This window comes from Hoeflea marina, assembly GCF_003182275.1.
GTDB lineage: Bacteria > Pseudomonadota > Alphaproteobacteria > Rhizobiales > Rhizobiaceae > Hoeflea > Hoeflea marina.
The window spans coordinates 758,859-783,234 of the sequence record NZ_QGTR01000002.1; the positions used below are offsets into that span (position 1 = coordinate 758,859).

20 protein-coding genes and 1 tRNA gene are annotated in these 24,376 nt (G+C 64.5%); 12 read left to right on the plus strand and 9 right to left on the minus strand.

What is annotated here, in order from left to right:
* Positions 1–53 precede the first annotated feature (53 nt).
* The 4 genes from DFR52_RS10015 to DFR52_RS10030 all read right to left on the minus strand — a co-directional run bounded on the left by DFR52_RS10015 (position 54) and on the right by DFR52_RS10030 (position 6,090).
* Positions 54–1,010, minus strand: a complete 957-nt coding sequence (locus tag DFR52_RS10015) for a sugar-binding transcriptional regulator (RefSeq protein ID WP_110031779.1) — start codon at positions 1,008–1,010, stop codon at positions 54–56.
* The gene (locus tag DFR52_RS10020; protein ID WP_110031780.1) at positions 1,003–1,707 is read right to left on the minus strand and encodes an HAD family hydrolase; all 705 of its coding nucleotides are present in this window, start codon (positions 1,705–1,707) and stop codon (positions 1,003–1,005) included. Before DFR52_RS10020 ends, DFR52_RS10015 begins: the two co-directional genes overlap by 8 nt.
* A gap of 94 nt (positions 1,708–1,801) precedes the next feature.
* On the minus strand, positions 1,802–5,005 hold the full coding sequence (locus DFR52_RS10025) for an efflux RND transporter permease subunit (protein ID WP_110031781.1): 3,204 nt from the start codon (positions 5,003–5,005) through the stop codon (positions 1,802–1,804).
* Positions 5,002–6,090, minus strand: a complete 1,089-nt coding sequence (locus DFR52_RS10030) for an efflux RND transporter periplasmic adaptor subunit (RefSeq protein ID WP_245415273.1) — start codon at positions 6,088–6,090, stop codon at positions 5,002–5,004. The genes DFR52_RS10025 and DFR52_RS10030 overlap by 4 nt, the downstream gene beginning before the upstream one ends.
* 184 nt (positions 6,091–6,274) lie before the next feature.
* Here DFR52_RS10030 and DFR52_RS10035 point away from each other — a divergent pair, with 184 nt between their 5' ends.
* Genes DFR52_RS10035 through DFR52_RS10050 form a run of 4 tightly spaced genes read left to right on the plus strand, consistent with a single transcriptional unit; the run spans position 6,275 to position 7,770 of the window.
* Complete coding sequence (locus DFR52_RS10035) at positions 6,275–6,598, plus strand: ArsR/SmtB family transcription factor (protein WP_110031782.1); 324 nt, start codon at positions 6,275–6,277, stop codon at positions 6,596–6,598.
* Complete coding sequence (locus DFR52_RS10040) at positions 6,595–7,026, plus strand: SRPBCC family protein (protein ID WP_110031783.1); 432 nt, start codon at positions 6,595–6,597, stop codon at positions 7,024–7,026. Before DFR52_RS10035 ends, DFR52_RS10040 begins: the two co-directional genes overlap by 4 nt.
* Before the next feature lie 54 nt (positions 7,027–7,080).
* Positions 7,081–7,296: a hypothetical protein gene (locus DFR52_RS10045; RefSeq protein ID WP_110031784.1), complete on the plus strand. Its 216-nt coding sequence runs from the start codon at positions 7,081–7,083 to the stop codon at positions 7,294–7,296.
* 60 nt (positions 7,297–7,356) lie between these two features.
* Complete coding sequence (locus tag DFR52_RS10050) at positions 7,357–7,770, plus strand: DUF1801 domain-containing protein (RefSeq protein WP_110031785.1); 414 nt, start codon at positions 7,357–7,359, stop codon at positions 7,768–7,770.
* 145 nt (positions 7,771–7,915) lie between these two features.
* On the opposite strand, the gene DFR52_RS10055 is transcribed toward DFR52_RS10050, so the two are convergent.
* The 4 genes from DFR52_RS10055 to DFR52_RS10070 form a co-directional block, all read right to left on the minus strand.
* On the minus strand, positions 7,916–9,571 hold the full coding sequence (locus DFR52_RS10055) for a BCCT family transporter (RefSeq protein WP_245415274.1): 1,656 nt from the start codon (positions 9,569–9,571) through the stop codon (positions 7,916–7,918).
* Positions 9,572–9,779: 208 nt separating this feature from the next.
* Positions 9,780–10,946, minus strand: coding sequence for a DSD1 family PLP-dependent enzyme (locus tag DFR52_RS10060; protein ID WP_110031787.1), 1,167 nt, complete (start codon positions 10,944–10,946; stop codon positions 9,780–9,782).
* A 91-nt stretch (positions 10,947–11,037) separates the two neighbouring features.
* Positions 11,038–13,005 carry an ice-binding family protein gene (locus tag DFR52_RS10065; protein ID WP_110031788.1) on the minus strand — a complete coding sequence of 656 codons (1,968 nt, stop codon included), beginning with the start codon at positions 13,003–13,005 and terminating at the stop codon, positions 11,038–11,040.
* 304 nt (positions 13,006–13,309) lie between these two features.
* The gene (locus tag DFR52_RS10070; RefSeq protein ID WP_110031789.1) at positions 13,310–13,804 is read right to left on the minus strand and encodes a L,D-transpeptidase; all 495 of its coding nucleotides are present in this window, start codon (positions 13,802–13,804) and stop codon (positions 13,310–13,312) included.
* A 342-nt stretch (positions 13,805–14,146) separates the two neighbouring features.
* Here DFR52_RS10070 and DFR52_RS10075 point away from each other — a divergent pair, with 342 nt between their 5' ends.
* The 8 genes from DFR52_RS10075 (at position 14,147) to DFR52_RS10110 (ending at position 23,768) form a co-directional block, all read left to right on the plus strand.
* The gene (locus DFR52_RS10075; RefSeq protein ID WP_110031790.1) at positions 14,147–15,004 is read left to right on the plus strand and encodes a MurR/RpiR family transcriptional regulator; all 858 of its coding nucleotides are present in this window, start codon (positions 14,147–14,149) and stop codon (positions 15,002–15,004) included.
* A gap of 114 nt (positions 15,005–15,118) precedes the next feature.
* Positions 15,119–17,083 carry a bifunctional 5-dehydro-2-deoxygluconokinase/5-dehydro-2-deoxyphosphogluconate aldolase gene (locus tag DFR52_RS10080; protein WP_110031791.1) on the plus strand — a complete coding sequence of 655 codons (1,965 nt, stop codon included), beginning with the start codon at positions 15,119–15,121 and terminating at the stop codon, positions 17,081–17,083.
* On the plus strand, positions 17,080–18,909 hold the full coding sequence (iolD, locus tag DFR52_RS10085; protein ID WP_110031792.1) for a 3D-(3,5/4)-trihydroxycyclohexane-1,2-dione acylhydrolase (decyclizing): 1,830 nt from the start codon (positions 17,080–17,082) through the stop codon (positions 18,907–18,909). Before DFR52_RS10080 ends, iolD begins: the two co-directional genes overlap by 4 nt.
* Complete coding sequence (gene iolE, locus DFR52_RS10090) at positions 18,906–19,805, plus strand: myo-inosose-2 dehydratase (RefSeq protein WP_110031793.1); 900 nt, start codon at positions 18,906–18,908, stop codon at positions 19,803–19,805. The genes iolD and iolE overlap by 4 nt, the downstream gene beginning before the upstream one ends.
* A complete protein-coding gene (locus tag DFR52_RS24705) occupies positions 19,802–20,062 on the plus strand; it encodes a hypothetical protein (RefSeq protein WP_110031794.1) in 261 nt (86 codons plus the stop codon). The genes iolE and DFR52_RS24705 overlap by 4 nt, the downstream gene beginning before the upstream one ends.
* Positions 20,059–20,862, plus strand: coding sequence for a 5-deoxy-glucuronate isomerase (iolB, locus tag DFR52_RS10100; protein ID WP_110031795.1), 804 nt, complete (start codon positions 20,059–20,061; stop codon positions 20,860–20,862). The genes DFR52_RS24705 and iolB overlap by 4 nt, the downstream gene beginning before the upstream one ends.
* 86 nt (positions 20,863–20,948) lie before the next feature.
* A tRNA-Pro gene (locus DFR52_RS10105) sits at positions 20,949–21,025 on the plus strand.
* Positions 21,026–21,284: 259 nt separating this feature from the next.
* Positions 21,285–23,768 (plus strand): hypothetical protein, encoded by a 2,484-nt coding sequence (locus DFR52_RS10110; protein WP_245415275.1) that lies wholly within the window; start codon positions 21,285–21,287, stop codon positions 23,766–23,768.
* A gap of 3 nt (positions 23,769–23,771) precedes the next feature.
* On the opposite strand, the gene DFR52_RS24250 is transcribed toward DFR52_RS10110, so the two are convergent.
* On the minus strand, positions 23,772–24,275 hold the full coding sequence (locus DFR52_RS24250; protein WP_146215582.1) for a HEPN domain-containing protein: 504 nt from the start codon (positions 24,273–24,275) through the stop codon (positions 23,772–23,774).
* Positions 24,276–24,376: the final 101 nt, after the last annotated feature.

A 24,376-nucleotide genomic window follows, 5' to 3' on the forward strand; every position in this document is an offset into this window, starting at 1 on the left:
AAACTCAGGTTTTTCATTGAGAATTCAAAAGATTGGGAGAAGGATTTTTTTGCTCACAGTTTGAGCAAATGTTCTGCCGTCATCTCGTTGGTGATCAGCCCGGTGATCAGCTCGCCGACCAGGGCGCCGTGAATCGCCCGGACCTTGGCCTCGCCCGCGGCGACGCCGATGACGGGATTGAGCGGACCCGAGACCAGCGGCGCACTGGCCACACGATCGTTTGCGAGCCCGTCGATCAACTGGCCGTTGCGATTGTAGACCCAGCTGGTGATCTCGCCGGCCGCGCCCGCCTGGCCCAGTGCGCGGATGTCGTCGCGCGACAGGAAACCGTCCAGGTGCAGCGGCGCCGTCATGTCGATGTTGCCGACACCGACAAAGGTGACGTCGGCCTGGCGGCAGAGTTCGAGGATGTTGTGCACCGGTTCCTGGTTGTGCAGGATCCGTTTTTCCTCCGGCGAGCGGGCAAACACCGGCAGCGGCATCGGGTAATGGCGCGCATTGACCCGCTCGGCCATGCGGATGACGACGTTGTAGGCCGTGGCGGAGCCGTCCGACATCATGTTGCCGAGCAGCGAGACGATGCGGTGCTGCGGGCAGTCCATCGGCGAGAGCTGTTCCACCGAGGCGCGCAGGGCCCTTCCGGTGCCGATGGCGATGATCTTGGGATGGTTGGACTTGAGGTGGCGTTCCATCTCGGCCGCGCAGGCCTGCGCGATGCCGGTCGTCGAGGCCGGCGCGTCGGGATCGCTCGGGACAATGCTGCAGACCTTGAGGTCGAAGCGCTCGGTCAGCCGGTGGCTCAGTTCCATGCAGTTGGCAATCGGATGGTCGAGTCGCACCTTGACGAGTTTCTCGCTGACGGCCAGCGACACCAGGCGTTGCGCCGACTGGCGCGAGACGCCGAGATTGCGGGCGATCTCGTCCTGGGTCTTGCCGGCGACATAGTACAGCCAGCCGGCGCGGGCGGCATCATCGAGCCTGCTGGTTTCCGTCTCGATCTTGCTAGCCATGCGCCTTTGCCCCTGCCGCTGGTCCGCGCAGATACGGTTCCAGTTCGAAGAACTCGGCCCACCGCGAAAAATGTCGAATGCCATCGGCGTCATCGGGCCCGGCAATGTCAAGTCCGCGCATGTGCGAGGCGCCGATAAAACGCCAGACAGGCATCCCCGCGGCCCTTGCAGCCTCGACCCCGGGGCGAGAATCCTCGATGACGAGACAGGCCTCCGGCGCCACTCCCATGGATTGCGCCGCGTATAGAAAAAGATCCGGCGCGGGCTTGCCGTTGGCCACCTGGGAGGCGGTGAAGACATGCTCGCCGAAGCTTGCGGCCAGTCCGGCGAGTTCAAGCGAGCGGCGCGCGCGCTTCGGGCTGGAGCTGGTGGCGACGCAGGACTTCACGCCGAGCCCGGCGATCACCGCTTCCACGCCGTCGACGGGGCGCAGTTCGGTCTCGAAGGCCGCAAGCAGGTCGCTGCGGTAGCGCTCCTCGAATTCGGTCCCGAGCGTGAGGCCATACTGGATGCGGATTTCCGCTGCGACCTTGGGCCAGCTGCGGCCGAGGAAATGCCTTTGCACATGGGCATGATCGACATGCACGCCGACATCGCCCAGCAGTCGGATGAGCACCCTCGAGCTGATGATCTCGCTGTCGATGAGCACACCGTCGCAATCGAAGATCACGAGTTCCGTGCAAGGCGTCCTGTTCACTGCGGCATCTCTCCCTGTCGGCGCGCGGGCCGGATATGCATAGGGGCGAAACGTGCCCGCATTGTCAATTGCCAACCATCTTGGCAATTGCCCGTCAGGTCCTGAGCACCCGGTAGATGGCCGGAATGACCAGCACCGTGAGCAACGTCGACGAGGCCAGCCCGAACAGCAGCGAGATCGCCAGGCCCTGGAAGATCGGGTCGGTCAGAATCACCGATGCGCCGATCATCGCCGCCAGCGCGGTGAGCAGGATCGGCTTGAAGCGGATGGCGCCGGCCTCGATCAGGATCTCGGTCAGCGGCCGCCCCGCCATGTCGGAATGGCGGATGAAGTCGACCAGCAGGATGGAGTTGCGCACAATGATGCCGGCCAGCGCGATGAAACCGATCATCGAGGTGGCCGAGAACGGCGCCCCGAACAGCCAGTGGCCGCCAAGAATGCCGATGAAGGTAAGCGGGATCGGCGTGAGGATCACCAGCGGCACCTTGAACGAGCCGAACTGCGCGACGACGAGAATGTAGATGCCGAGCAGCGCCACGCCGAAGGCTGCGCCCATGTCCCGGAACGTCACCCAGGTGACCTCCCATTCCCCGTCCCACAGCAGCGTCGGATGGCTCTCGTCGGCCGGCTGGCCGTGCAGCGCGACGACCGGCTTTTCGAGCCCGGTCCAGTCCTGCGCGTCGATGGCCTTCTGAACCGCCAGCATGCCATAGAGCGGCGCCTCGAAATCGCCGGCGAGCTCCGCCATGACCATTTCCGCCGCCCGCCCGTTGTGGCGGTAGACGGGGAAGGAGGCGCGCTCGTCGGTCACCCGGATGACGTCGCCCAGTTCGACGACGCCGCGCGCGCCGGGCAGCACATTGGCCGGGATCGGCGTGGTGAGGAAGCGCTCGTCCATCGTCCGCTCGCCGCGCGGTCGTTCCAGCCGGATGGCGATGGGCTGGCGTCCGCCGCCGCGGTGGGAATAGCCCACCGTCTGGCCGCGGTTGAGGATGCCGATCGTGTCGAAGACGTCGCTTTCGTCGACCTTGAAGAATTCCAGGTCGTCGGTCGAGATCGTCGCCCGCAGCCGTCGGGCCGGTTGGCCCCAGGAGTTGTCGACATCGACGATGAACGGCACGGATCGGAACGCCGCCTCGACCTTCGTTCCGACCTTACGCCGCGTCTCGGCGTCGGGACCGTAGATTTCGGCCAGCAGCGTCGCCAGCACTGGCGGGCCGGGCGGCGGTTCGACAACCTTCAGGCTGCCGCCCTCGGGCAGCGAAAGGCCCGCGATGCGGGCGCGGATGTCGAGCGCGATGGCGTGGCTGGAGCGCTCGCGCCCGGCCTTGGGCGTGAGGTTGATGGCCACGTCGCCCTGCCAGGTCTCGGCGCGCAGGAAGCTGTGGCGCACCAGGCCGTTGAAGTTGAAGGGCGCGGCGGTGCCGGCATGGGTCTGCGCCGAGTGCACTTCCTCGAGTTCAAGCACCTTGCGCGCCACCGCCTGCGCCACCGCATCGGTGGTCTCCACCGAGGTGCCTTCGGGCAGGTCGATGGTCACGGCCAGCTCCGACTTGTTGTCGAACGGCAGCAGCTTGACGGTGACATGCTGGGTGTAGAACAGCGACAGCGAAGCCATCGTGAGCAGGCCAACCACCAGCAGGAACAGCCAGGAGCGGGCCTTGCTGGCGAGAATCGGAGCCGCCGCGGCGCGATAGGCGCGGCCCAGCCTGCCGCCGGATCCCGCGCCTTCGCCATGGGCGTGCACCGGCGCGTGACCGGCGATTTTCAGCATCAGCCATGGCGTGACCATGACGGCGACGAAGAAGGAGAAGATCATTGCCGCCGATGCATTGGCCGGGATCGGGCTCATATAGGGACCCATCATGCCCGAAACGAACAGCATCGGCAGCAGCGCCGCCACGACGGTCAACGTGGCGACTATGGTGGGGTTGCCGACTTCGGCCACGGCCTCGATCGCCGCCTGCCTGCGGTCGCGATCGTCGCCCATGCCCCAGTGGCGGGCGATGTTCTCGATGACGACGATGGCGTCGTCGACGAGAATACCGATCGAGAAGATCAGCGCGAACAGCGACACGCGGTTGAGCGTGTAGCCCATGACGCGGGAGGCAAACAGGGTGAGCAGGATGGTCACGGGAATGACCACCGCCACCACCATCGCCTCGCGGCGGCCGATGGCAAGCCACACCAGCGCAATGATCGACAGAGTGGCCAGACCGAGATGATAGAGCAGCTCGTTGGCTTTTTCGTTGGCGGTGTCGCCGTAGTCCCGGGTGACCTCGACCGTCATCGATCGGGGCACCAGCGATCCCTGCAGCTGATCAACGCGGCTGAGGATCGAGTGGGCCACCAGCACCGCGTTCGACCCGGCGCGCTTGGCCAGCGCAATCGTCACCGCCGGCGTCCGGGTGACGCCGTCGCCATCGCGGCTGACGGTGGCGACGATGCGCTCGTCACCGGCGGAATCGAATCCGATCGTCGCCAGATCGCGGACATAGACCGGGCGGTCGTCCCGGCTTGTCACCAACAGGCTGCCGATCTCGTCGGGCGAGAACAGCGTTTCGCCCGCCATCAACTGGATCTGCTCGCCCCCGTCACGCAATGTGCCCGCCGGGAAGGCCCTGTTGGCGCCCGTCACCTTGGCCTGCAGTTGCTGCAGCGTGACACCGTAAAGCGCCAGCTTTTCGGTATCCGGGGCGATGCGGATGATGTCGTCGCCGGCTCCGACCAGATAGGTCAGCCCGACATTGTCGATCTTGGTCAGTTCGGTGCGCAGTTCCTGCGCCACCCGGGTGAGGTCGCCGACGGTGACGGCCGGGTCGGCGCCAGCACGGGGGCTCAGTGTCAGCGAGACGATGGCGACATCGTCGATGCCGCGTCCGACAATCAGCGGTTCGGGGATGCCGACCGGGATGGCGTTCATGTTGGCGCGGACCTTGTCGTGCACGCGCAGCACTGCGGCGTCGGAATTGGTGCCGACGAGAAACCTTGCGGTGACCAGCACCTGGTTGTCGCCAGTCTGGGAATAGACATGTTCGACGCCGTCGATTCCCTTGACGATGGTTTCAAGCGGCTCGGTGACGAGCTTGACCGCGTCCTCGGCCTTGAGCCCGTCGGCGCGGACGCTGATGTCGACCATCGGCACAGAGATCTGCGGTTCCTCCTCGCGCGGCAGGGTAACCAGGGCGACGATGCCGAAGGTGATGGCCGCCAGCAGGAACAGCGGCGTCAGCGGCGAGACGATGAAGACGCGCGTCAACTGGCCGGCGATGCCGAGCCGGGATGTCTTCGCGCTCATGGCAGCACCACCGTGTCGCCGGCCGAAAGTCCGCTCATGATCTCGACATTGGGCTTGCCGTCGATGTCGATGGTCTCGCCGCGAACGACAACCCGTTCCTCCACCTGGCCGGCATGGTCGACCGTGACGAAATCGAGTCCGTGCCGGGTCTGCAGCGCCGCCTCCGGCACCGCGAGGGCCTGTCTGCTGCCCACTGGCACCTGCACCAGGATGCGGGCATTGACGAATTCGGTGTCGAGCCCGTCCACCTCGACATCGGCGATCACCCGCCCGTTGTCGATCTGCGGATAGATCCGCACCAGCACGCCCCTGGCCTCGCCCTTGGCGGTGGCGATGCGGATGGGTGCGTCCTGCCGGAGTTCGGCGGCGAAGCGCTCGGGAATGGCGAGCCTGAGATAGAAGCCGCCCGATCCGATGTTGACGACCGCCTCGCCGGCGAGGATGACGGCGCCGCGGCTGCTGGGAATGGTCAGCACCCGTCCATCGGCGGGGGCCACCAGCGCGCCTTCGCTCTGCTGCTGGGTGATGACGTCGCGTTGCGCTTCCGCCGCGGCGAGCGCGTTGCGCGCCACCTCGGCGTCGGTTGAGAGTTGCCCCAGCCGCTGCCTCGTGATGACGCCCTGCGCCACCAGCGTCTCGCCGCGCTTGAGCTCCGCCTCGGCGGTGGAGAGCTGGGCCTGCAGTGCCGCGAGCTGGGCATCGAGCGCGGCAATCTGGAAGGCGATCTTGTCGTCCTTGATGAGGCCGATCTGCTCCCCGGCCTTGACCGGATCGCCCTCGTTGACGGTGAGCTCGACGATGACGCCGCCGATGCGCGCCCGGGCGGGCACCACGTCGCGTGATTCGACCTGGCCGTAGACGGTCTTCCACTCGGTCACCATGCTCGGCTCGAGCGTCAGAGTTGCGGCCTGGGTGCCCGTCAGGCCGGCGCCCGTGAGCAGGGAGAATAGGAGGATCTTGAGCATCTGGTTCGTTCCCGTGAGCTTTCCGCCGCGCTGCCCGGTGCGGGCGTGCTTGACGATGAAGGCGGAGGCAGAATGCGCCAGCCGGTCCGCGACCGCATTGCGCTGGAGCAATATATCCAACTTCATTTATATGCACAGATATAGATGTTTTTCGGGATTGCAAGGGCTGGCGGGACGGCAACGGCCTCAGCCGGCCGGGCGGGCAGGAACGCGGTCGCGTCCGCGGGGCTGTCGGCTTTGCTCTTGACTGATCCATATCCCGATGGTTATGGATAATCGCATAGCCAGCGAGTTATGGATTGTCATGCAACAGACTCAGGACCTGATCTTCAAGGCGCTTTCCGATCCCAGCCGACGGGCCATTTTCGAGCGGCTGTGCCGCGATGGGGACCAGACGGTCAGGGTGCTGACGGCCGGGTCCGGCATCTCCCAACCCGCGGTCTCCAAGCATCTCGGCATCCTCAAGCGGGCCGGGCTGGTCCGCGACCGGCCGGAGGGACGGCAGACGCACTACAGCGTCGCGCTCGACGCGCTGGCCCCGCTCGACGACTGGACGGTGCGGATGAAGCGCTTCTGGCAGGGCCGCTTCGACGACCTTGATGACCTGCTCAGGAGGATGGACCAATGACCGGGACACTGCCCGAAACCCGCACGGTGGTGGTCGAGCGCGACTTCGCGCATCCGCCCGAAAAGCTCTGGCGGGCGCTCTCTGAACCGCACCTGATCGCCGAATGGCTGATGGGCAACGATTTCCGGCCCGAGATCGGCCATCGCTTCAATCTGCAGGGAGACTGGGGGGGCGCGATCGACTGCGAAGTGATCGCCGTCGAGCCCGGCCGGACACTGTCCTACAGCTGGAATCACGTGCACGACGACCCCGACTACGACCTGACGAGCGTCGTCGCCTTCACCCTGACACCGACGCCGGCGGGCACGCGGCTGCGCATGGAGCAGTCGGGTTTCCGTCCCGGCCAGAAGCGGGCCTATGGCGGTGCCCGCGCCGGCTGGCCGCGGTTCCTGGACAGGCTCGACCAGTTGCTCGTGCGCACCGGGTGACGCGGTCATCGCCGCGAGCACAGACACCTTTTCCAACCCGTCAAGGAGAGACCCATGAGCAGATGGACACGGCAGATTCACCGCTGGCTGTCGATCGCCTTCACGCTGGCCGTGATTGCCAATTTCGCCACCATGGCGTTCATCGAGCCGCCGGCATGGGTGGTCTACGCACCGCTGCCGCCGCTGTTCCTGATGCTGGTATCGGGTCTGTATCTGTTCTTCCTGCCCTATGCGGGCAGGGCGCGACGGCGGACGGCGGGCGCCGAATAGCGGCGCCCGCAACTGCAACGGCATCACCATGAGGCAACGGAATTCGAGGTTGGACAAGCCATGACACCATCCGAACGCATCGACCGCTACATCGCCGAGACCGCCGGTTGGCGCGGCGAAACGCTCGCCCACCTCCGCCGGGCCATCCTGGCCGCCGACCCTGAGATCGTCGAGGAATGGAAGTGGATGGGAAGCCCGACCTGGTCGCGCGACGGCCTGATCGCGGTCGGCAACGCCCACAAGGCCAAGGTGAAGCTGACATTCGCCCACGGTGCGCGCCTGCCCGATCCTGCCGGACTGTTCAATGGAAATGACACCGGGGCCACGCGCCGCTCCATCGACCTGTTCGAGGGCGACGGCATCGACGAGGCCGCTTTGAGCGCGCTCGTGCTCGCCGCCATCGACCACAATCGTGCGCATCTGAAGAAGAACGCCGCCCTCCGGGCGAAAGCGGCCAGCGCCAAGTCGCCCTGACGCGGTTCCGTATCCCGGACATGCAGTGCCGGACCCGGAAATGCGTCGAGCCCGTCACGCGAATCCGGATGGATGCGGGTGACGGGCTCAAGCGTTCAGGTCCGTCTGCCGCGCAGAACGGCTGCGCGACACGTGTTGGCCGGGTTTACCTTGGTTCGGACATCAGCCCCTTGACCAGGGAAAAGGCGCCGCCGAGCAGCACGACGGCGAACGGAAAGCCGGTGGAAACCGCCATGGCCTGCAGGGCAACCAGGCCGCCGCCGAGCAGCAGGGCGATGGCCACCAGGCCTTCGAAGGTTGCCCAGAACACCCGCTGCGGCGTCGGCGCGTTGACCTTGCCACCCGCCGAGATCGTGTCGATCACCAGTGAACCGGAGTCCGACGATGTGACGAAGAACACGATCACCAGCACGATGCCGATGAACGATGTGATGCCGGTGAGCGGCAGTGGCGCCAGCATTTCGAACAGCTGCAGCTCCAGTGATGCGTCCTTGACGGTGGTCAGCCCGTCATTGACGAACTGGCTGATGGCGGTGCCGCCCAGCGCCGTCATCCACAGCACGGATACCAGCGACGGGATGAGCAGCACGGCGATGAGGAATTCGCGCACCGTGCGGCCACGGCTGACCCGGGCGATGAACATGCCGACAAAGGGTGACCAGGAAATCCACCAGGCCCAATAGAACGCGGTCCAGCCCTGCGAGAAATTCGCGTCGGCGCGACCGAAGGGATTGGAGAGCTGCGGCAGATACTCGACATAGGCGGCGAGGTTGAGGAAGAAGCCCGAAAAGATCTGCATCGTCGGGCCGACCGCGATGATGAACACCAGGAGCAGGGCGGCAAGCGCCATGTTGATCTCGGAGAGGATCCTGACCCCCTTGTCCATGCCGGCCACCACGGAGGCCGTGGCGATCGCCGTGATGCCGAGCACCAGCAGGATCATGGTCGTGTTGCCGGCGGGCACGCCGAAGAGGAAGTTGAGACCCGCACTTGCCTGTTGCGCGCCGATGCCGAGCGATGTCGACAGGCCGAAGATGGTCGCGAACACCGCCAGAATGTCGATGACGTGTCCCGGCCAGCCCCAGACCCGTTCGCCGAGGATCGGGTAGAAGATCGACCGCAGCGTCAGCGGCAGGCCCTTGTTGTAGGAGAACAGCCCGAGCGCCAGCGCGACCACGGCGTAGATCGCCCAGGGATGCAGGCCCCAGTGGAAGATCGTGGCCGCCATCGCCAGGCGGCGCGAGCCTTCCGCGTCGCCCATGGCACCGCCCAGCGGCGCCCAGTCGGTCCGCACGCCGTTCTCGACCACCGGCCCGGCCATCGAGGCGCTGAAGTGGCTCATCGGTTCGGAGACGCCGTAGAACATCAGCCCGATGCCCATGCCGGCGGCAAACAGCATCGAGAACCAGGAGATGTTGCGGTAGTCAGGCGTGGCGTCGGGTCCGCCCAGTCGGATCTTTCCCAGCGGCGAAAGGATCAGGCCGATGCAGAGCACGACGAAGACGTTGCCGGTGAGCAGGAAAAACCAGTCGAGATTGCTGGTCAGAAGATTGCGCAGCCCGGTGAAGGCCGGCTCCAGCGTGGTCTGGAAGGCGAGGGTGAAGAAGGTGAATGCCACCACGCCCAGCGCCGAAACCGTGAAGACCACATTGTGGATATCAAACTCGAGCTTGAAGCCGCGGCAGTAGCTGACATTGTCCTGCCCGATTTCATAGGAGGTTTCAATGACCTCCGTGTTGCCTTGCGGCGCTCGAATCGCTTCGAATTCGGGATCGGCATCGTCGATCACTTTGTCGGTCAAATGGATTTCCTTTGAAGAATGCGCCCGTGCGCCGGACGCATGAATGTTTGCAGTTTGCTGGACACACCGTCGCCACCGCGCCACCATCGACGATGGCGCATGCGAAGCCGACGGATCAGTGCTGCGAACAGGGGTAACTAGGGCGGAAATCGGGCAGGTCAACCACGGTTTTGCCACAAAGTGCCAGTGGCGTCGTTTGGTGGCTGTCCTACCAGCTCTTGCCGCGGGCGCTCACCGGCCACAGGCACTCGACGAGGCCGTTGCGCACACCGACATACCAGTCGTGGAGATTGCAGGTCGGGTCGCAATGGCCGGGCACAAGCTTGAGCCGGTCGTTGAGCCTCAGCACGCTGTCCGGATCTGCAATCACGCCATGCTCGTCGGAGCAGCCGAGATATCTGACATCGTCGCGGCCGAAGACCACCGGCAGGCCGGAATCCACAGACTGCACCTTCAGCCCCGCGTCGCAGATGGCGCGGCCGGGCTTCACATGGCTCATGATCGAGGTGAGCAGGAACAGCGCATGGGCGAATTCCGGCATCGTCGCGCCGGACTCATCGAGCACCGTGCGGTAATCGGCGTCCATGAAGGCATAGGAGCCGCACTGCAGCTCGGTATAGACGCCTGAACCGGCCTCGAAGGGATAGCTGCCGGTGCCGCCGCCGGTGACGGTCGGGCAGGGGATTCCCTCAGCCCGGAGCACTGCAAGCGCCTGCCGGGTGATCGCCAGCGACGCCTCGAAGGCCGCCTTGCGGGCTTCGAAATCCGCGATGTGCTGCATGGCGCCCTGGTAGGCCTGGATGCCGCCGAAGCTGAGCCCCGGGGCGGCGATGATCGCATGCGCCAGGGCCGCGAGATCCGGGCCCGGAGCCACGCCGCAGCGGTTTGCCCCCGAATCGATTTCCACCAGGCAGCGCAGTTCGGTGCCGTGCCGGGTCGCCGCTGCTGAAAGCTCGGCGACCGTGGCAAGGTCATCCACGCAAACGCCGATTCTGGTGCCCGAGGCGCCGAGCTTCGGCAGCCGCGCCAGCCGGTCGATCTTGTTCGGGTCGGTCACTTCGTTGGAGACAAGAATGTCCGCGATGCCGCCGCGGGCAAAGGCTTCCGCCTCGCTCACCTTCTGGCAGCAGATGCCGCTGGCCCCGCCGATCTCGTGCTGCAGCTTCGCCACATCGACCGATTTGTGCATTTTGCCATGCACCCGCAGCCCAACGCCGGCCGATCGGGCATAGTCTCCCATGGCCCGCAGATTGCACTCGAGTGCGGCAAGATCGAGCACCAGGCATGGCGTCTGGATCTCCGCTTCGCGCATGCCCGGAAGAGCCGGCACATCGTAACCGGGCTCAAGATCGCTCAATCTGCGCGCAACATCCATTCTGGTTCTCCGTGCCGTCGGTCTCGTTCCTCGAAACTATGGCATCGACCGCGAGCGAGCGATAGCACCCGCATCGGAGGTTGGCGGCAGGCTACCAGGTGTAGCGGATCCGGGCGCTGGCCTCGTAGGCCTGGGAGCTCGTCGACAGGGCGGTATCGACCTTGCCCAGAATCGAAACGCCGTTGCCGAAAGCCATTTCGGCGCCTGCGGAGAGCAGCAGCGAGTTCGAGGCGCCATCCGCTCCCTGGACAATGAAGGCGGAGTCGGGGATTGCCTGGAAGCTCGCCTGCGAGAAGGTGTCGGTGCTGGTGTCATGGGCCCAGGCTATCTTGCCGCGAAGCGTCAGCACTGAACCGTTTTCGAGCGCGATGGTGTCGTCGAAGCGTGCGCCCAGTTCGGTGTGCAGCGAATTGCTTGTGCGTGCGGCATAATCGAGCGCAAAGTCGGTCGACCCGGAGATGGTGGTTTCGCTGTAGGACGGCGTGCGGAAGGATTGCACCTGCAGCCCCGCATAGGGAGTGATTCCGATCGATCCGCCGGCGGAACCGGCATCGGTGAGAGCGAAGCGGTAGCCGGTTTCGACCCGCGCAGCGAAGTCATGGGCGTTGAAGTTGGCCCCGTAATGTCCCGTGCCGCCGATGGTCACGAACCGGTCGGTGGAAACATCGTTGAACGAATAGGCGAGTGCGCCTGCGACATAGGCGGGACCAAAATCCTGGCGGCCATAGACCGAGGCCTGCAGGATGTCGCTGTCGCCTCCGCCATGACCACCCGAGAGGTCGAATTCATTGTGCGCAATGCCGAGCGCGATGCCGACCATGGTCTCGGGGCTGACATCGAAATCGACGCCGGCGGCGAGACCGTGGGTGTTGATGGTCCGGTCATAGCTGCCGACCGCACTGTTGCCGTCGCTCTCGCTCCAGCCGCCATAGGCTGTCGCCCAGACGCTCCACAGCGGCGTCCTGATGGCAGCCGGCCTGCCGCCGAACGATGCCACCGCGTCTCCGGCGCGCGTCACCGGCGCCAGCGGGCCGTAGCCGAGCACGCGTACGGTGGCAGGGCCGGTGTCGGGCTGCTCGACCGGCGTCTGCTCAGGGGGAGTGGGGGCACGGGTGTCGTCAATCCGGTCGAATACCCGCGACAGGAAGGAATCCATCGCCTGGCGCCCCGCCGGGGCGACCGCAGTTGCGCCCTGGCCTGACAATTGCGCCAGCGCCGCCTGCAATTCGGTTGGCGACAGGAAGGCGATCAGCGCCGCGAAATCCACCGGCAGGCCGCCGGCACCGCTTGCCTGATCAAGAACGTCGGCCACGGCTGCGGTGTTGGTGTCACTTCCGGCGGTGACATCGCCGATTGCCGCGGCCTGGGCGATGCAGACCGAGATGGTGTTGGTATCGAGCGTCACCGCGCCGTTGCGCGCCAGGGCCGAGCCGCAGATGATGGTCGCCGTGGTGTCGAGCGTGATCGAGGTGAGTGCCATGATATTGCCGGCAAAAGCAGTGTCGGTTCCCAGTGTGGCAGAGGCCCCGACGACGAAATAGACATTTGCGCCCTGGGCGCCATTGACGAGCGAAACCACCGAGTTGCTTGCGGTGGTCAGGCTGCTGTCAACGGTAATGATGAAGACGGCGTTCGGGTTTCCCTGCGCGTCAAGGGTAAGCGTGCCCGTCAGCTCTGCCTCGTCGGCGAAGGAATAGACGCCGGCGGACAGCGTCAGCCCGCCAAGATCCTGGCCGGTCAGGTCCCTGGTCGCCGGCCGGTTCATGAACGTGGTATAAGCGGTGGTCAGGTCGCTCTGTGCCTGAATCGCGACGCCGTCATTGAGGTAGATGGCGTAGGGGGCGGTGACCACTCCAGGTCCGCCCGGATCATCAAAACCGGTAATGGCATTGTTGGGGCTGACGCCGACATTTCCGTTGATCACGGTAGCGCCGGTATTGGTCACCGTAGTGCCGGCGAGAACGCCGAAGCTCGAAAGTTCCTGGGCACCGGCTATATTGGCCAAGGCCAGCGGCGCGAGTGTGGCGATCACCACCGAAGTCGTATACAGACGGCTCATCTTTTCGCTCCGCAAATCTGTCTGCCGGCCAATGCCGGTTGTCTGGAGATAAGCGGTTCAGGACATTAATGGACGGTTAATTTTTATTTTTATTACTCTGGAACCAAGTTAAGATTGAAATACTTCATCTATTGAATCGATCGGTCGAAAGGACTTTTCCCGGAAATTGTCGCATTGCTTTTAGATGTTAACGGCCCTATTTTTTGCATTACGAATTTATTTAATATGAAATACATGGAAAATGTTGTGAAGGAACGGGCTGTATAGACTGCTATGTCATACTGAAGGTGGCGGGCGCGAACGTCTATCGAAGCACTATGACGGGAGTGCCCACGGAAACCTTGTCGAAAAGCTCAGTGATATCCTCATTGTACATGCGTATACATCCGTAGGAGACTCGCCCGCCGATGCTTTTCGGCTTGTTAGTGCCATGGATCGCATACTCACCTCCGGAAAGGGTCATGGCGGCCGCGCCCATGGGGTTGTGGCGGGACCCACCGGGAATCATGTCCGGCAGGTTCGGACTGTCCTTTTTCACTGCAGCAGGCGGCGCCCAGTTGGGGCGAATATATTTTCCGCTGATCTGTACATTTCCTGCCCATTGCCGCCCTGCACGGCCCACTCCGACCTTGTATCGGAGCGCCTGGTGGTTTCCGAGAATCAGATAGAGACGTCGTTCGCCGGTCCGTACCACGATGGTGCCGGTCTCGCCGGAAGGGTAACTTACCAATGTTCCGGCTGCTTGCGCGGTTCCGGGCAGCAGTGCCAGGCCACCCAGCGAAGCCATCATTGCCAGCATCTGCAATGTTGCGAAAACGGCCCGACCACGTCTTGTGTGTTGGCCTGCTCGCCCGCTTGTGTCCTGATTTTTCATCGGAAACCTCGCCGTGGACCGTGCGCCGACCTGCGAAGCGGGTGCGTGGCGGTGGATCCTGATTGCGAGCTAACGCCTTCCGGGCTCAACAAACGCCGTGTAAACTCTGTAAAATTGTAGCTATCACGATATCGAACCCGGCCTCGGTTCGAAGTGCCTTCCGGCAGCGGCCCCGTCAGTGCTGCCACTGAGCGCCCGGTTGCGGAGCGCCGGGCAATATGGAATGGTTATTCCACTTGAGTTGCGATTGGATAAGGCTTGAAAACCATGGATGATATCCCCGGTCTGGAGACCGGTACCTTACCCGCGCCGCGCACATTCGATGCCTTGAAGGATCTGGTCGCCACCGGCCATGCGAGACTGCCCAAGCGGCTGTCGCAGGCGGCGCAATACGCACTCGCCCATCCCGACGACATCGCCCTCGGCACAGCCGCCTCCATTGCCGCGGCTGCGGGCGTTCAGCCCTCGACGCTGGTGCGGCTGGCGCATCATTTCGGCTATGGCGGATTTTCGGATTTCCAGCTGGTGTTCCGCGACCGGCTCAAGAGCCGCGCCTCCACCTACGAGGAGCGGCTGCGCAAGATCGAGGACGGCACCCTTGGCGGATCGGATGAGGTCGCGCTGCTCGGCGGGTTCATTCAGGCCGCCCGTTCCTCGCTCGATGCACTTTCAGACAGCGTCAGCCCGGCGCAGTTCGCCCAGTGCGTCGATGTGCTCGCCGGGGCCGATACCATCTATCTGGTTGCCCGTCGCAGGGCCTACCCGCTGGCCGCCTACATGGCCTACGCCTTCGCCAAGCTCGGCATCCGCTCCGTGCTGCTCGATTCGGCGAATGGCATCGATGGCGAGATCGCCGATCTCGCCCGGCCCGGCGATGCCGCGATTGCCTGCAGCTTTTCCCCTTATGCGCCCGATTCCGTGGCCCAGGCAAAGGCGCTGTCCTCGGCCGGTGTTCCTCTGATCGCGCTGACGGACTCGGTGATGTCGCCGCTTGCGGCCTGCGCCACCCACTGGCTGGAGGTGTCGGAGAACGATTTCGGTGGCTTCCGCTCGCTGTCGGCCGGCATGACGCTGGCCATGGCGCTTCCGGTCGCCATAGCCGAACGCCGCCGCCACCAGGGCTGAGCCTGAGCAATGTCGGCATTCGAAAAAGCGCGTTTATTTCGGATTGACATTGATTTGGAAATTTTGTTTCATTTTTCCACGTCTCACGCCGAACGATGAGGCTGGAAGGACGCCATGGCAACCCGGAAACGCCCCACCCTTGACGTGATCACCATCGGTCGATCGTCGGTCGATCTGTACGGGGAGCAGATCGGCGGCCGGCTGGAGGACATGGGATCGTTTGCCAAATATATCGGCGGGTCGCCCACCAACATCGCCGCCGGCAGCGCGCGGCTCGGCCTCAAGTCGGGTCTGATCACCCGCGTCGGCCATGAGCACATGGGCCGCTTCATCCGCGAGCAGCTGGTGCGCGAGGGGGTCGATGTCCGCGGCGTCAAGACCGATCCCGACCGGCTCACTGCGCTGGTGCTGCTCGGCATTCGTGACCAGAACAGCTTTCCGCTGATCTTCTATCGCGAGAACTGCGCCGACATGGCGCTTTGCGAGGACGATATCGACCCGGCCTACATCGCCGACAGCCGCTGTGTCGCCGCCACCGGCACGCATCTGTCCAACCCGAACACCGAAGCCGCCGTGCTCAAGGCGCTCAGGCTGGCCCGCGCATTCGGCGCCCGGACCGCGCTCGACATCGACTATCGTCCCAACCTCTGGGGGCTGAGCGGCCATGGCGACGGCGAGGCCCGCTACATCGAAAGCGCCAAGGTGACGGCGAAGCTGAAGTCAACGCTGCATCTGTTCGATCTGATCGTCGGCACCGAGGAGGAGTTCCACATTGCCGGCGGCTCCCCCGACACGCTGTTGGCGCTCAGGGCGGTGCGCGCGGTGACACCTGCGACGCTCATCTGCAAGCGCGGCCCGATGGGCGCGGTCGCCTTCGTCGAGGCCATCCCGGCAAGCCTGGACGAGGGCATCAGCGGTCCCGGTTTTCCCATCGAGGTCTTCAACGTGCTTGGCGCCGGAGACGGCTTCATGTCCGGGCTGTTGCGCGGCTGGTTGATGGGCGCCGACTGGCCCACCGCGCTCACCTATGCCAATGCCTGTGGCGCCTTCGCCGTCTCCCGACATGGCTGCACGCCGGCCTATCCGTCCTGGGAGGAGCTGGAGTTCTTTCTCGGGCGCGGTGTGAAGATCCCGGCGCTGCGCAAGGATGCCGACCTCGAACAGATCCACTGGTCGACCAACCGCAGCGGTGACTGGTCGGCCATGCGGGTCTTCGCCTTCGACCACCGCATGCAGCTCGAGGCCATGGTCGAGGACACGGAGGTCGACCGCGCCCGCATCGGACGCTTCAAGCTGCTCTGCCTCGATGCCGTCCGCGAGGTCTCCGCCGGCCGGCCGGGCTACGGTTTCCTCTGCGATGGCCGCCTCGGGCGTCATGCGCTGCAGGCGGGCGCCGGATCAGGCCTGTGGATCGGCCGTCCGGTGGAATGGCCGGGCTCGCGGCCGCTCCGGCTCGAGCCCGAGCTGGGCGTCGATCTCGGCGGCTTGCGCGAATGGCCGCGCGACCAGGTGGTCAAGGTGCTGTGCTTCTGTCATCCAGACGATCCGGGCGAAATCCGCGCCGGACAGGAGGCGACGATCCTGCGCCTGTTTGCCGCCGCCCGGCGCAACCGGCTGGAATTCCTGCTCGAGGTCGTTCCCTCCAGGGTCGGCGAGGTCGATGAGATGACCACCGCCAGGCTGATCGAGCGCTTCTACGACATCGGCGTCTATCCCGACTGGTGGAAGCTCGAGCCGATGACTTCGGACGCGGCGTGGCGCCACACCTGCGCGGCCGTCAGCGCCCGCGATCCCCACACCCGCGGCATCGTCGTCCTCGGCCTTGACGCGCCCATGGCCGAGCTGGAAGAGAGCTTTGCCGCAGCCTCCCGCCACCCTCTGGTCAAGGGCTTTGCCGTCGGCCGTTCGATCTTCCGCGACGCCGCCCGCGCCTGGCTCGATGGCCAGGTGACGGACGCCGAGGCGGTCGCCATGATGGCGGAGAAATACCGGAACCTGTGCGCGAGCTGGGACCGGGTTCGCCGCCTTGCCGAAAACGAGGCCGCGCCGAGCGTGGTCGCCGCGGGAGAGACAGCATGACCAGCATCCGATTGACGGCCGCGCAGGCGATGATGAGGCATGTGTCGGCACAGATGAATGAGGACGGCGTGCCGTTTCTCGCCGGCTGCTGGGCGATCTTCGGCCACGGCAATGTCGCCGGCATCGGCGAGGCGCTGCACGGCGTGCGCGACGAATTTGCCACCTGGCGCGGCCACAACGAGCAGACCATGGCGCATGCGGCGATCGCCTATGCCAAGCAGTCGGGACGCCGGCGCGCCATGATGGTGACCTCGTCGATCGGCCCCGGCGCGCTCAACATGGTCACCGCCGCGGCCCTTGCCCATGTCAACCGGCTGCCGGTGCTCTTGGTGCCGGGCGATGTCTTCGCCGACCGCGCGCCCGATCCGGTCCTGCAGCAGCTCGAGGATTTCGGCGACGGCACCATGACCGTCAACGACTGCTTTCGCCCGGTGAGCCGCTATTTCGACCGCATCATGCGCCCCGAGCAGCTGTTGACCGCGCTGCCGCGCGCCTTCCGCACCATGCTCGACCCCGCCGATTGCGGCCCGGTGACCTTGTCCTTCTGCCAGGACGTTCAGGCGGAAGCCTGGGACTGGCCGGAGAGCTTCTTCGAGCCGAAGGTCTGGCGCCGGCGCCGGCCCGAGCCCGATGCGCATGAACTGGCTGCGGCCATTGTAGCGTTGCGCGAAGCGAAGAAACCGATCCTGATCGCCGGCGGCGGCGTGCATTATTCCGGCGCCAGCGACGAGCTCCGGCGCTTTGTCGGGGCGCACGGCATTCCGGTGGCCGAGACCCAGGCCGGCAAGTCGGCGCTGCCCTGGGACCACCCCCTCAATCTCGGCCCGATCGGGGTCACGGGGGCGGCCAGCGCCAACCGGGTCGCCGCGGACGCCGACCTGATCTTCGGCGTCGGCACCCGCTTTCAGGATTTCACCACCGGCTCCTGGAACCTGTTCAGGAACCCGGAGCGGCGCATCCTGGCGCTCAATGTCGCTCCGTTCGACAGCCACAAGCACGATGCGCTGCCGCTGGTGGCCGACGCCCGCATCGGGCTCGGGCGCCTGCACGCGGCGCTTGGATCGCACCGCTTCGCCGTCCCGCCGGCAGGCCTGAAGGCCGCGTGGTTCGCCGACGCCGATGCGGTCACCGCCGCGCCGGCGGGCGAGGGCAACGCGCTTGCCACCGACATGCAGGTGATCGGCGCCGTGCAGCGCTCCGCCGGCGAGGACACCGTGGTCATGTGCGCGGCAGGCACCATGCCGGGCGAGTTGCACAAATTGTGGAAGGCCGGGCGGCCGATGTCCTATCACATGGAGTACGGCTTCTCCTGCATGGGCTACGAGATCGCCGGCGGCATCGGCATCAAGATGGCGGAGCCCGAGCGCGACGTCGTCGTCATGCTCGGCGACGGCTCCTACATGATGGCCAATTCCGAACTCGCCACCGCCGTCACCATGGGCATCAGGCTCACCGTCGTCATCACCGACAACCGCGGCTTCGGCTGCATCAACCGGCTGCAGATGTCGACCGGCGGCGCCGAGTTCAACAACCTGCTCGACCATGCAAGCCATAAGGTGCCGTCCCGCATCGATTTCGCCGCCCATGCCGGCTCGATGGGCGCGGAGACCCGCAAGGCGGCCTCGATCGCCGATCTCGAGGCGGCGCTGGCCGAGGCGAAGACGGCGAAGGGGCCTTTCGTCATCGTCATCGACACCGACCCCTATCCGTCGACCGAGGCCGGCGGTACATGGTGGGACGTGGCGGTGCCGGAAGTCTCCGTCCGCCCGCAAGTCAACGCCGCCCGCAAGACCTACGAAACCCGACGCAAGGCCCGCACCGAATGATCCGCTACGGAACCAATCCCATCGCCTGGTCCAACGACGACGACCAGACGCTCGGCGCCCATATCAGCCTCGAGCAGTGCCTGACCGACACGGCTTCCATCGGCTTCGACGGCATCGAGAAGGGCCACAAGATGCCGTCCGACGGCGAGGAGCTCAAGCGGGTGCTTGCCGCCCACGGATTGGCCTTCGTCTCCGGCTGGCATTCGCTCAATCTGCTTACCCGTTCGGTCGAGGACGAAAAGCGCGCCATCGCCCCGCATCTGGCGATGCTCAAGGCCAATGACTGCAAGGTCTGCATTGTCTGCGAGACCTCCAATGCCATCCACGGCAACGACGCCGTCGCCGTCAACGACCGGCCGCAGCTCGCCGACGCCGACTGGCCGGACTTCGGCCGCAAGGTCGAGGCCATCGCCGCCCATTGCCTGGATCAGGGCATCCGGCTGGTCTATCATCACCACATGGGAACGATCGTCGAGACCGAGGCCGAGATCGACCGGCTGATGGCCGAGACCGGACCGCATACCGGGCTGCTGCTCGACACCGGCCACTGCTATTTCGGCGGCGGCAATCCGCTGGCGCTCGCCCGCCGCCACATCGACCGGGTCTTCCACATCCACGCCAAGAACATCCGCCTCGACGTCATGCGCGACGTCCGCTCCGAGGGCCTGTCCTTCCTCGAGGGCGTGCGCCGCGGCGTCTTCACCGTGCCGGGCGACCCCGACGGCATCATCGATTTCGAGCCGGTGCTGGCGGTGGCCGCCGACAACGGCTACGAGGGCTGGCTGGTGATCGAGGCCGAGCAGGATCCCGTGGCGCGCGACCCGGTGACCTACCAGAGCATGGGCCTGAAGGCACTCAGGCAGGCGGCGGTCGCCTCCGGGCTGGACGACGCATGACGCGCAAGAGGAAGCCGCTCAAGATCATCGATTTCAGCCACCCCTTCTACCGGCCGAAATGGCGGCGGGTGGCCATCCTTGTCGTCACCGTCCTGTGGACGCTCATGGAATTTGCCACCGGCAACCCGGCCTGGGGCACCGGCGCCGCGCTGCTGTCGGCCTATCTGGTCTGGGGTTTCTTCCTGGTGCCGTTGCCCGAGCCGCCGGTGGAAGGCGCCGTCGCCGACCCGAACCGCGAACCGGAGGACCGTTCATGAGCCAATCGCATCTCCTGATCCGGCCGCAAGGCACGGCCGGCCTTGTCACCAGCGTCACGCCCGAAAGCGCCGGCTGGACCCATGTCGGTTTCGAGCTGCACCGGCTTTCGCCGGGCGGGACCGTCCGCGGCGGAGATTCGAGCCGCGAAACCTGCCTGGTGTGGATCTCGGGCAAGGGCAGGGCGCGCGCCGGGGCCATGGATTTCGGCCTGCTCGGCCGCCGCATTACGCCCTTCGACGGCCCGCCCGCGGCCCTCTACCTGCCCGCCGGCATGGACTGGGAGGTCAGCGCCGAGACCGCGCTGGAGCTTGCTGTCTGCACCGCGCCCGACAGGAGCGGCGACCTGCCGCCGCGCGTCATCGACCCCGCCGCCATGGAGCGGCTCAGCCGCGGCGTCGGCACCAATGTCCGCCACGTCACCAACATCCTGCCCGAGGGCGAGCCGGCGCAGTCGCTGCTCGTCGTGGAGGTGATCACCCCCGGCGGCCACACCTCGTCCTACCCGCCGCACAAGCACGACGAGGACAACCTGCCGCATGAATCACAGCTGGAGGAAACCTATTACCACCGCTTCAACCCGCCGCAGGGGTTCGGCTTCCAGCGCGTCTACACCGACGACCGCTCGCTCGACGAGGCGATGGCGGTGGAGGACGGCGACGTCACCCTGGTGCCCAGGGGCTACCATCCGGTGGCCGCCTGCCACGGCTACGATCTCTATTACCTCAACGTCATGGCTGGGCCGAAGCGCACCTGGAAATTCCACAATGCCGCCGAGCACGAATGGCTGGTGAAAAAATAATGCGGGGGAACGCCGATTGGGTGTAAAATCCGCTGGGTGGGGGTTGCTGGCAACTGGCGTCCGGTCTATAGCAGCCCCGCTGGTCACGGAGTGTAGCGCAGCCTGGTAGCGCACGTCGTTCGGGACGACGGGGTCGGAGGTTCGAATCCTCTCACTCCGACCAGTCTTTTCCCTGATGTTTTTGATGAAGTTTGCTTTTGCCGATGACGAGTGGAGAACCACCGTCGCTCCTGCCTGCCGTGGACGAGAGTTCGTGTCGGAACATCTTCAAATGATGTCCGAGGCCTTTGATTTTATTTGAAATGTTCTGGTTGCTACACGAGTGTCAAAATCGGCCGGATAATCACTGGCGAAAGTGACGCGGCGCACCGCTTGCTCTTACTCCTTCCAAATAAATTCTATCGAGTTCAGAGATTTCGCCTGTGAACTCCGCCGACCTGGCTGCGCTTTCCATCGCAGGAGCGAAACAGTTCGACTTCTCTTCGGCATTCAGCCAAGCAGCGCCTACTGATAGCGAAGGGGCTGATTTGTACGTACCACCATGGACTATCCTGGCTGGCCTTGGCTCGCTGGATCGATGTGATCTCTGTAACCTGCTGGCAAGCGTGGAAGAAACCACACTGCTTGGGATCTCTGCAGACAAGGCCACCGATCTCCTCGCGCACTTTAAGACCCGTCGTCCGGATACCGAAGCGACGGCTTTCGCCCTCCGCATGAAGAACGCCGCCGACAAAATGGTGTCCTCTGGCGTTCCAGATCGGACCCTGCGTATCCGCTTGTGGTTCCGGATCATGGCGGCGCTTGAACTCGATCCGGTGCTTCCACTCTCAAAGCGGACAGCCAACGCCCACTGCGCTGCCGTTGCTTATAAAGCAGCGGCGATCTCGGGGACCAAACCAGTTGACGAAACCAGCGATGGCAACCCGCCGACGCGAATTCAGCACCTATGGAGCAACATCAAGTCGATCCGCGGTGGCCAGGCCGTTGAGTTCGCTTCCCTGGTTGTCGACCAGGCAGAACTGGTTTCGCGTGCCGTCGCCGAAGCAGCCGAAACCGATGTCCTGTCGGACGAAGAGAGAATAGCCCTTGGCGGAAGGGTTCTGCATTACATTGAAGAACGGACTCCCGAGTTGAGGGACGAGGCCATGCGCGCAGCGCTGAAGTCTGGCGACCGCGCCGCACTCGCTTTGCTGCTCACGGGCGGTACCGCATTGGGTATCGGCCTCGGAGTGAATCTCGCGGGCTTCAGCGCCTACATTCTCGCCGCCCAGGCTTCGGCCTTTATCCCGATGGCAGGCGGTCCCGCGGTCGTGGCGACACTCTTCATGCTGGCAAATCCGTGGTTCAGCATTCCGATGCTTGCCGGCGGCGTCTATTTTGCGAACAGGCATGTCACAGGCGGCCAGGGCGCTCGTCTGGCGTCCCTCGTTGCGGTCCAACTTGCTCTTCGCGGCCTTTCTGCCGATCAAGGCGGGTTGCGTGTTGCCCTGAGCGATTTCAGGTCAGCGACACATGCCGACTTCTCGGCGCTCCCTGACGATTTTCGGGACGAAACACTTCGCAAGATCAGAGCCACAGGCAAGGAAACGGGTGGCACCCTTCCCGACGCTCCTGGAGCGTACCGCGCGGACCCAAGTCAAGGCGATCGCATGAGCCACCTCCTTGACGGAATTCTTTCAAGGAGAACAAAGGATGAGCTGGAAGTGGCGGCCGTCGCGGCCATCACGGCCGGCGACATGCTTTACACCGCGGTCTCAATCGATCCCGCCGTTCTGAATGCCGCGGATTTCTCGAGATCGGCGGACATCGGAGACATCTTCCAGTTCGGTGCGTTCGCTGATGGAATTGGCGCGATGGGCTCGACCGCGGCTGCCGGGGCAGGAAACAATCTTCGAGGTTATGTGGCCGAGCAGATCGTGGCTGCGCGGCTTGTGGAGACCGGCCATGTCGTGACGTTTCCCGATACAGCCAACAATCCCGGTTTCGACCTTCTCGTCGATGGACACCCTTTCCAGGTCAAGTGCCTGCTCGATATCAACGGGCTCCGGGCACATTTCGGCGAATATCCCGACATGCCCGTTTACGCCAACAGCGAACTGGCTGAAAAAGTCATCGGCAGTGGTGAGATCTGGGCCGCCAAGGTCTTCTACATTGATGGCTATGATCGCGAAATTGCAGATTTTGTCATGACGACATCGCTGGAGGCGGGCGAAGCCCTTGGCGACTTCAATATCCCCTATATCGCCATGGCGGTTTCATCGGCCCGAAATTTGCATCGATGGTGGCGGGGCAGAATCCCGTTGTCCGACCTTCCTGCCGCCGTGGTGCTGGACGGCAGCATCAAGGGTGGCCTGGCGGCTGCGGGCGGACTGGCCGGGAAGCTCCTCGGGCTATTGGTCTTCGGTCCAGCGGGGGCTCTGGTGCTCGGTGGTGCGGGTGGGGTCGGTGCCCTTCTTGGCGCAGGCTGGACCCGCGATCAGGCGACCCGGCTTGTGTCGTCCGGGTGGCATGGTGATCTTGAACTGGCAACCGACAGGTTTCGAGTGGCGCTGATTGAGGCGATTCGGAACAAAGTCGATCTGCTTGCTGATAAGCGGGCGCAGACCCTTGCAACGGAACGCCCGGACTGCCGATGGCTGGCGGAGCGATTTTCCGATGACATCGTATCGCTCTGCGAGACGATGCACGAGCTGCGCGTTGACGTCCTGACCCTCCGTCAGCCTTCGAAAGCGCGCGCCTGCCTGGAGATCATGACCAAAGCGAGCGTCCACCCGATGCCTGTCGAAGCCGAGCTCACAGGCCTTCTGGAGATGCTCAAGGCCGAACCGTCGGTGATCGGCGCGGCGGGCAGGAGGGCGAACAAGGCGTGGAGCGCTTTGCGGTCGAAAAGTCGGCCGCAGATATGACGTCTATCTTATCGGCCTGCCTGCCGATTCCAGGTAGTCGGCGGGTTCGCCGGCCACCCAGGGCTGGCCAATTGGCATACCATGTTCATTGAAGTTGAGTGTCGTTCTGACCGCTTCACGGATGTCGTTGGCGAACTCCAAGGTTTGTTGGATAGTCAATTCGTTAGCTTCCTCGGCAACCATGTAACGTACTCTGACGTAGTCGTTCCGATCCTTAATCACGGCTGCTCTTTTGACGGCTCTTCCCGGCAGAACGAGACCAAAGAATTTTGTTTCATCTATCATAATGGTAAAATCGTGTTGCATTCTCCGCAAATCTACCACGGACATTCCGTTCGATCTAAGGTGCGTCTTCAAGAATAATTCGGCGGCGTGGTAGCACAGAAGACGGGTAGGGCCAGCAACGCCGAAAGGGGACACTTTAGCTGATGCGCGGGCGGCCTGCAGAAAATCATCGGCAAGCGAAAAAATTCCGAACGGGGTTGCTCCTGCGCTTTCTGGTGTCATTTCGGTGCGGCTCGCGGTTAGCTGTCACTGGAGTCTGCTTTAATTGCTTGCGGTTGTGGCAGCGCTCAATATGGTCCTTGGGATTAAAGAGATATCGGAGA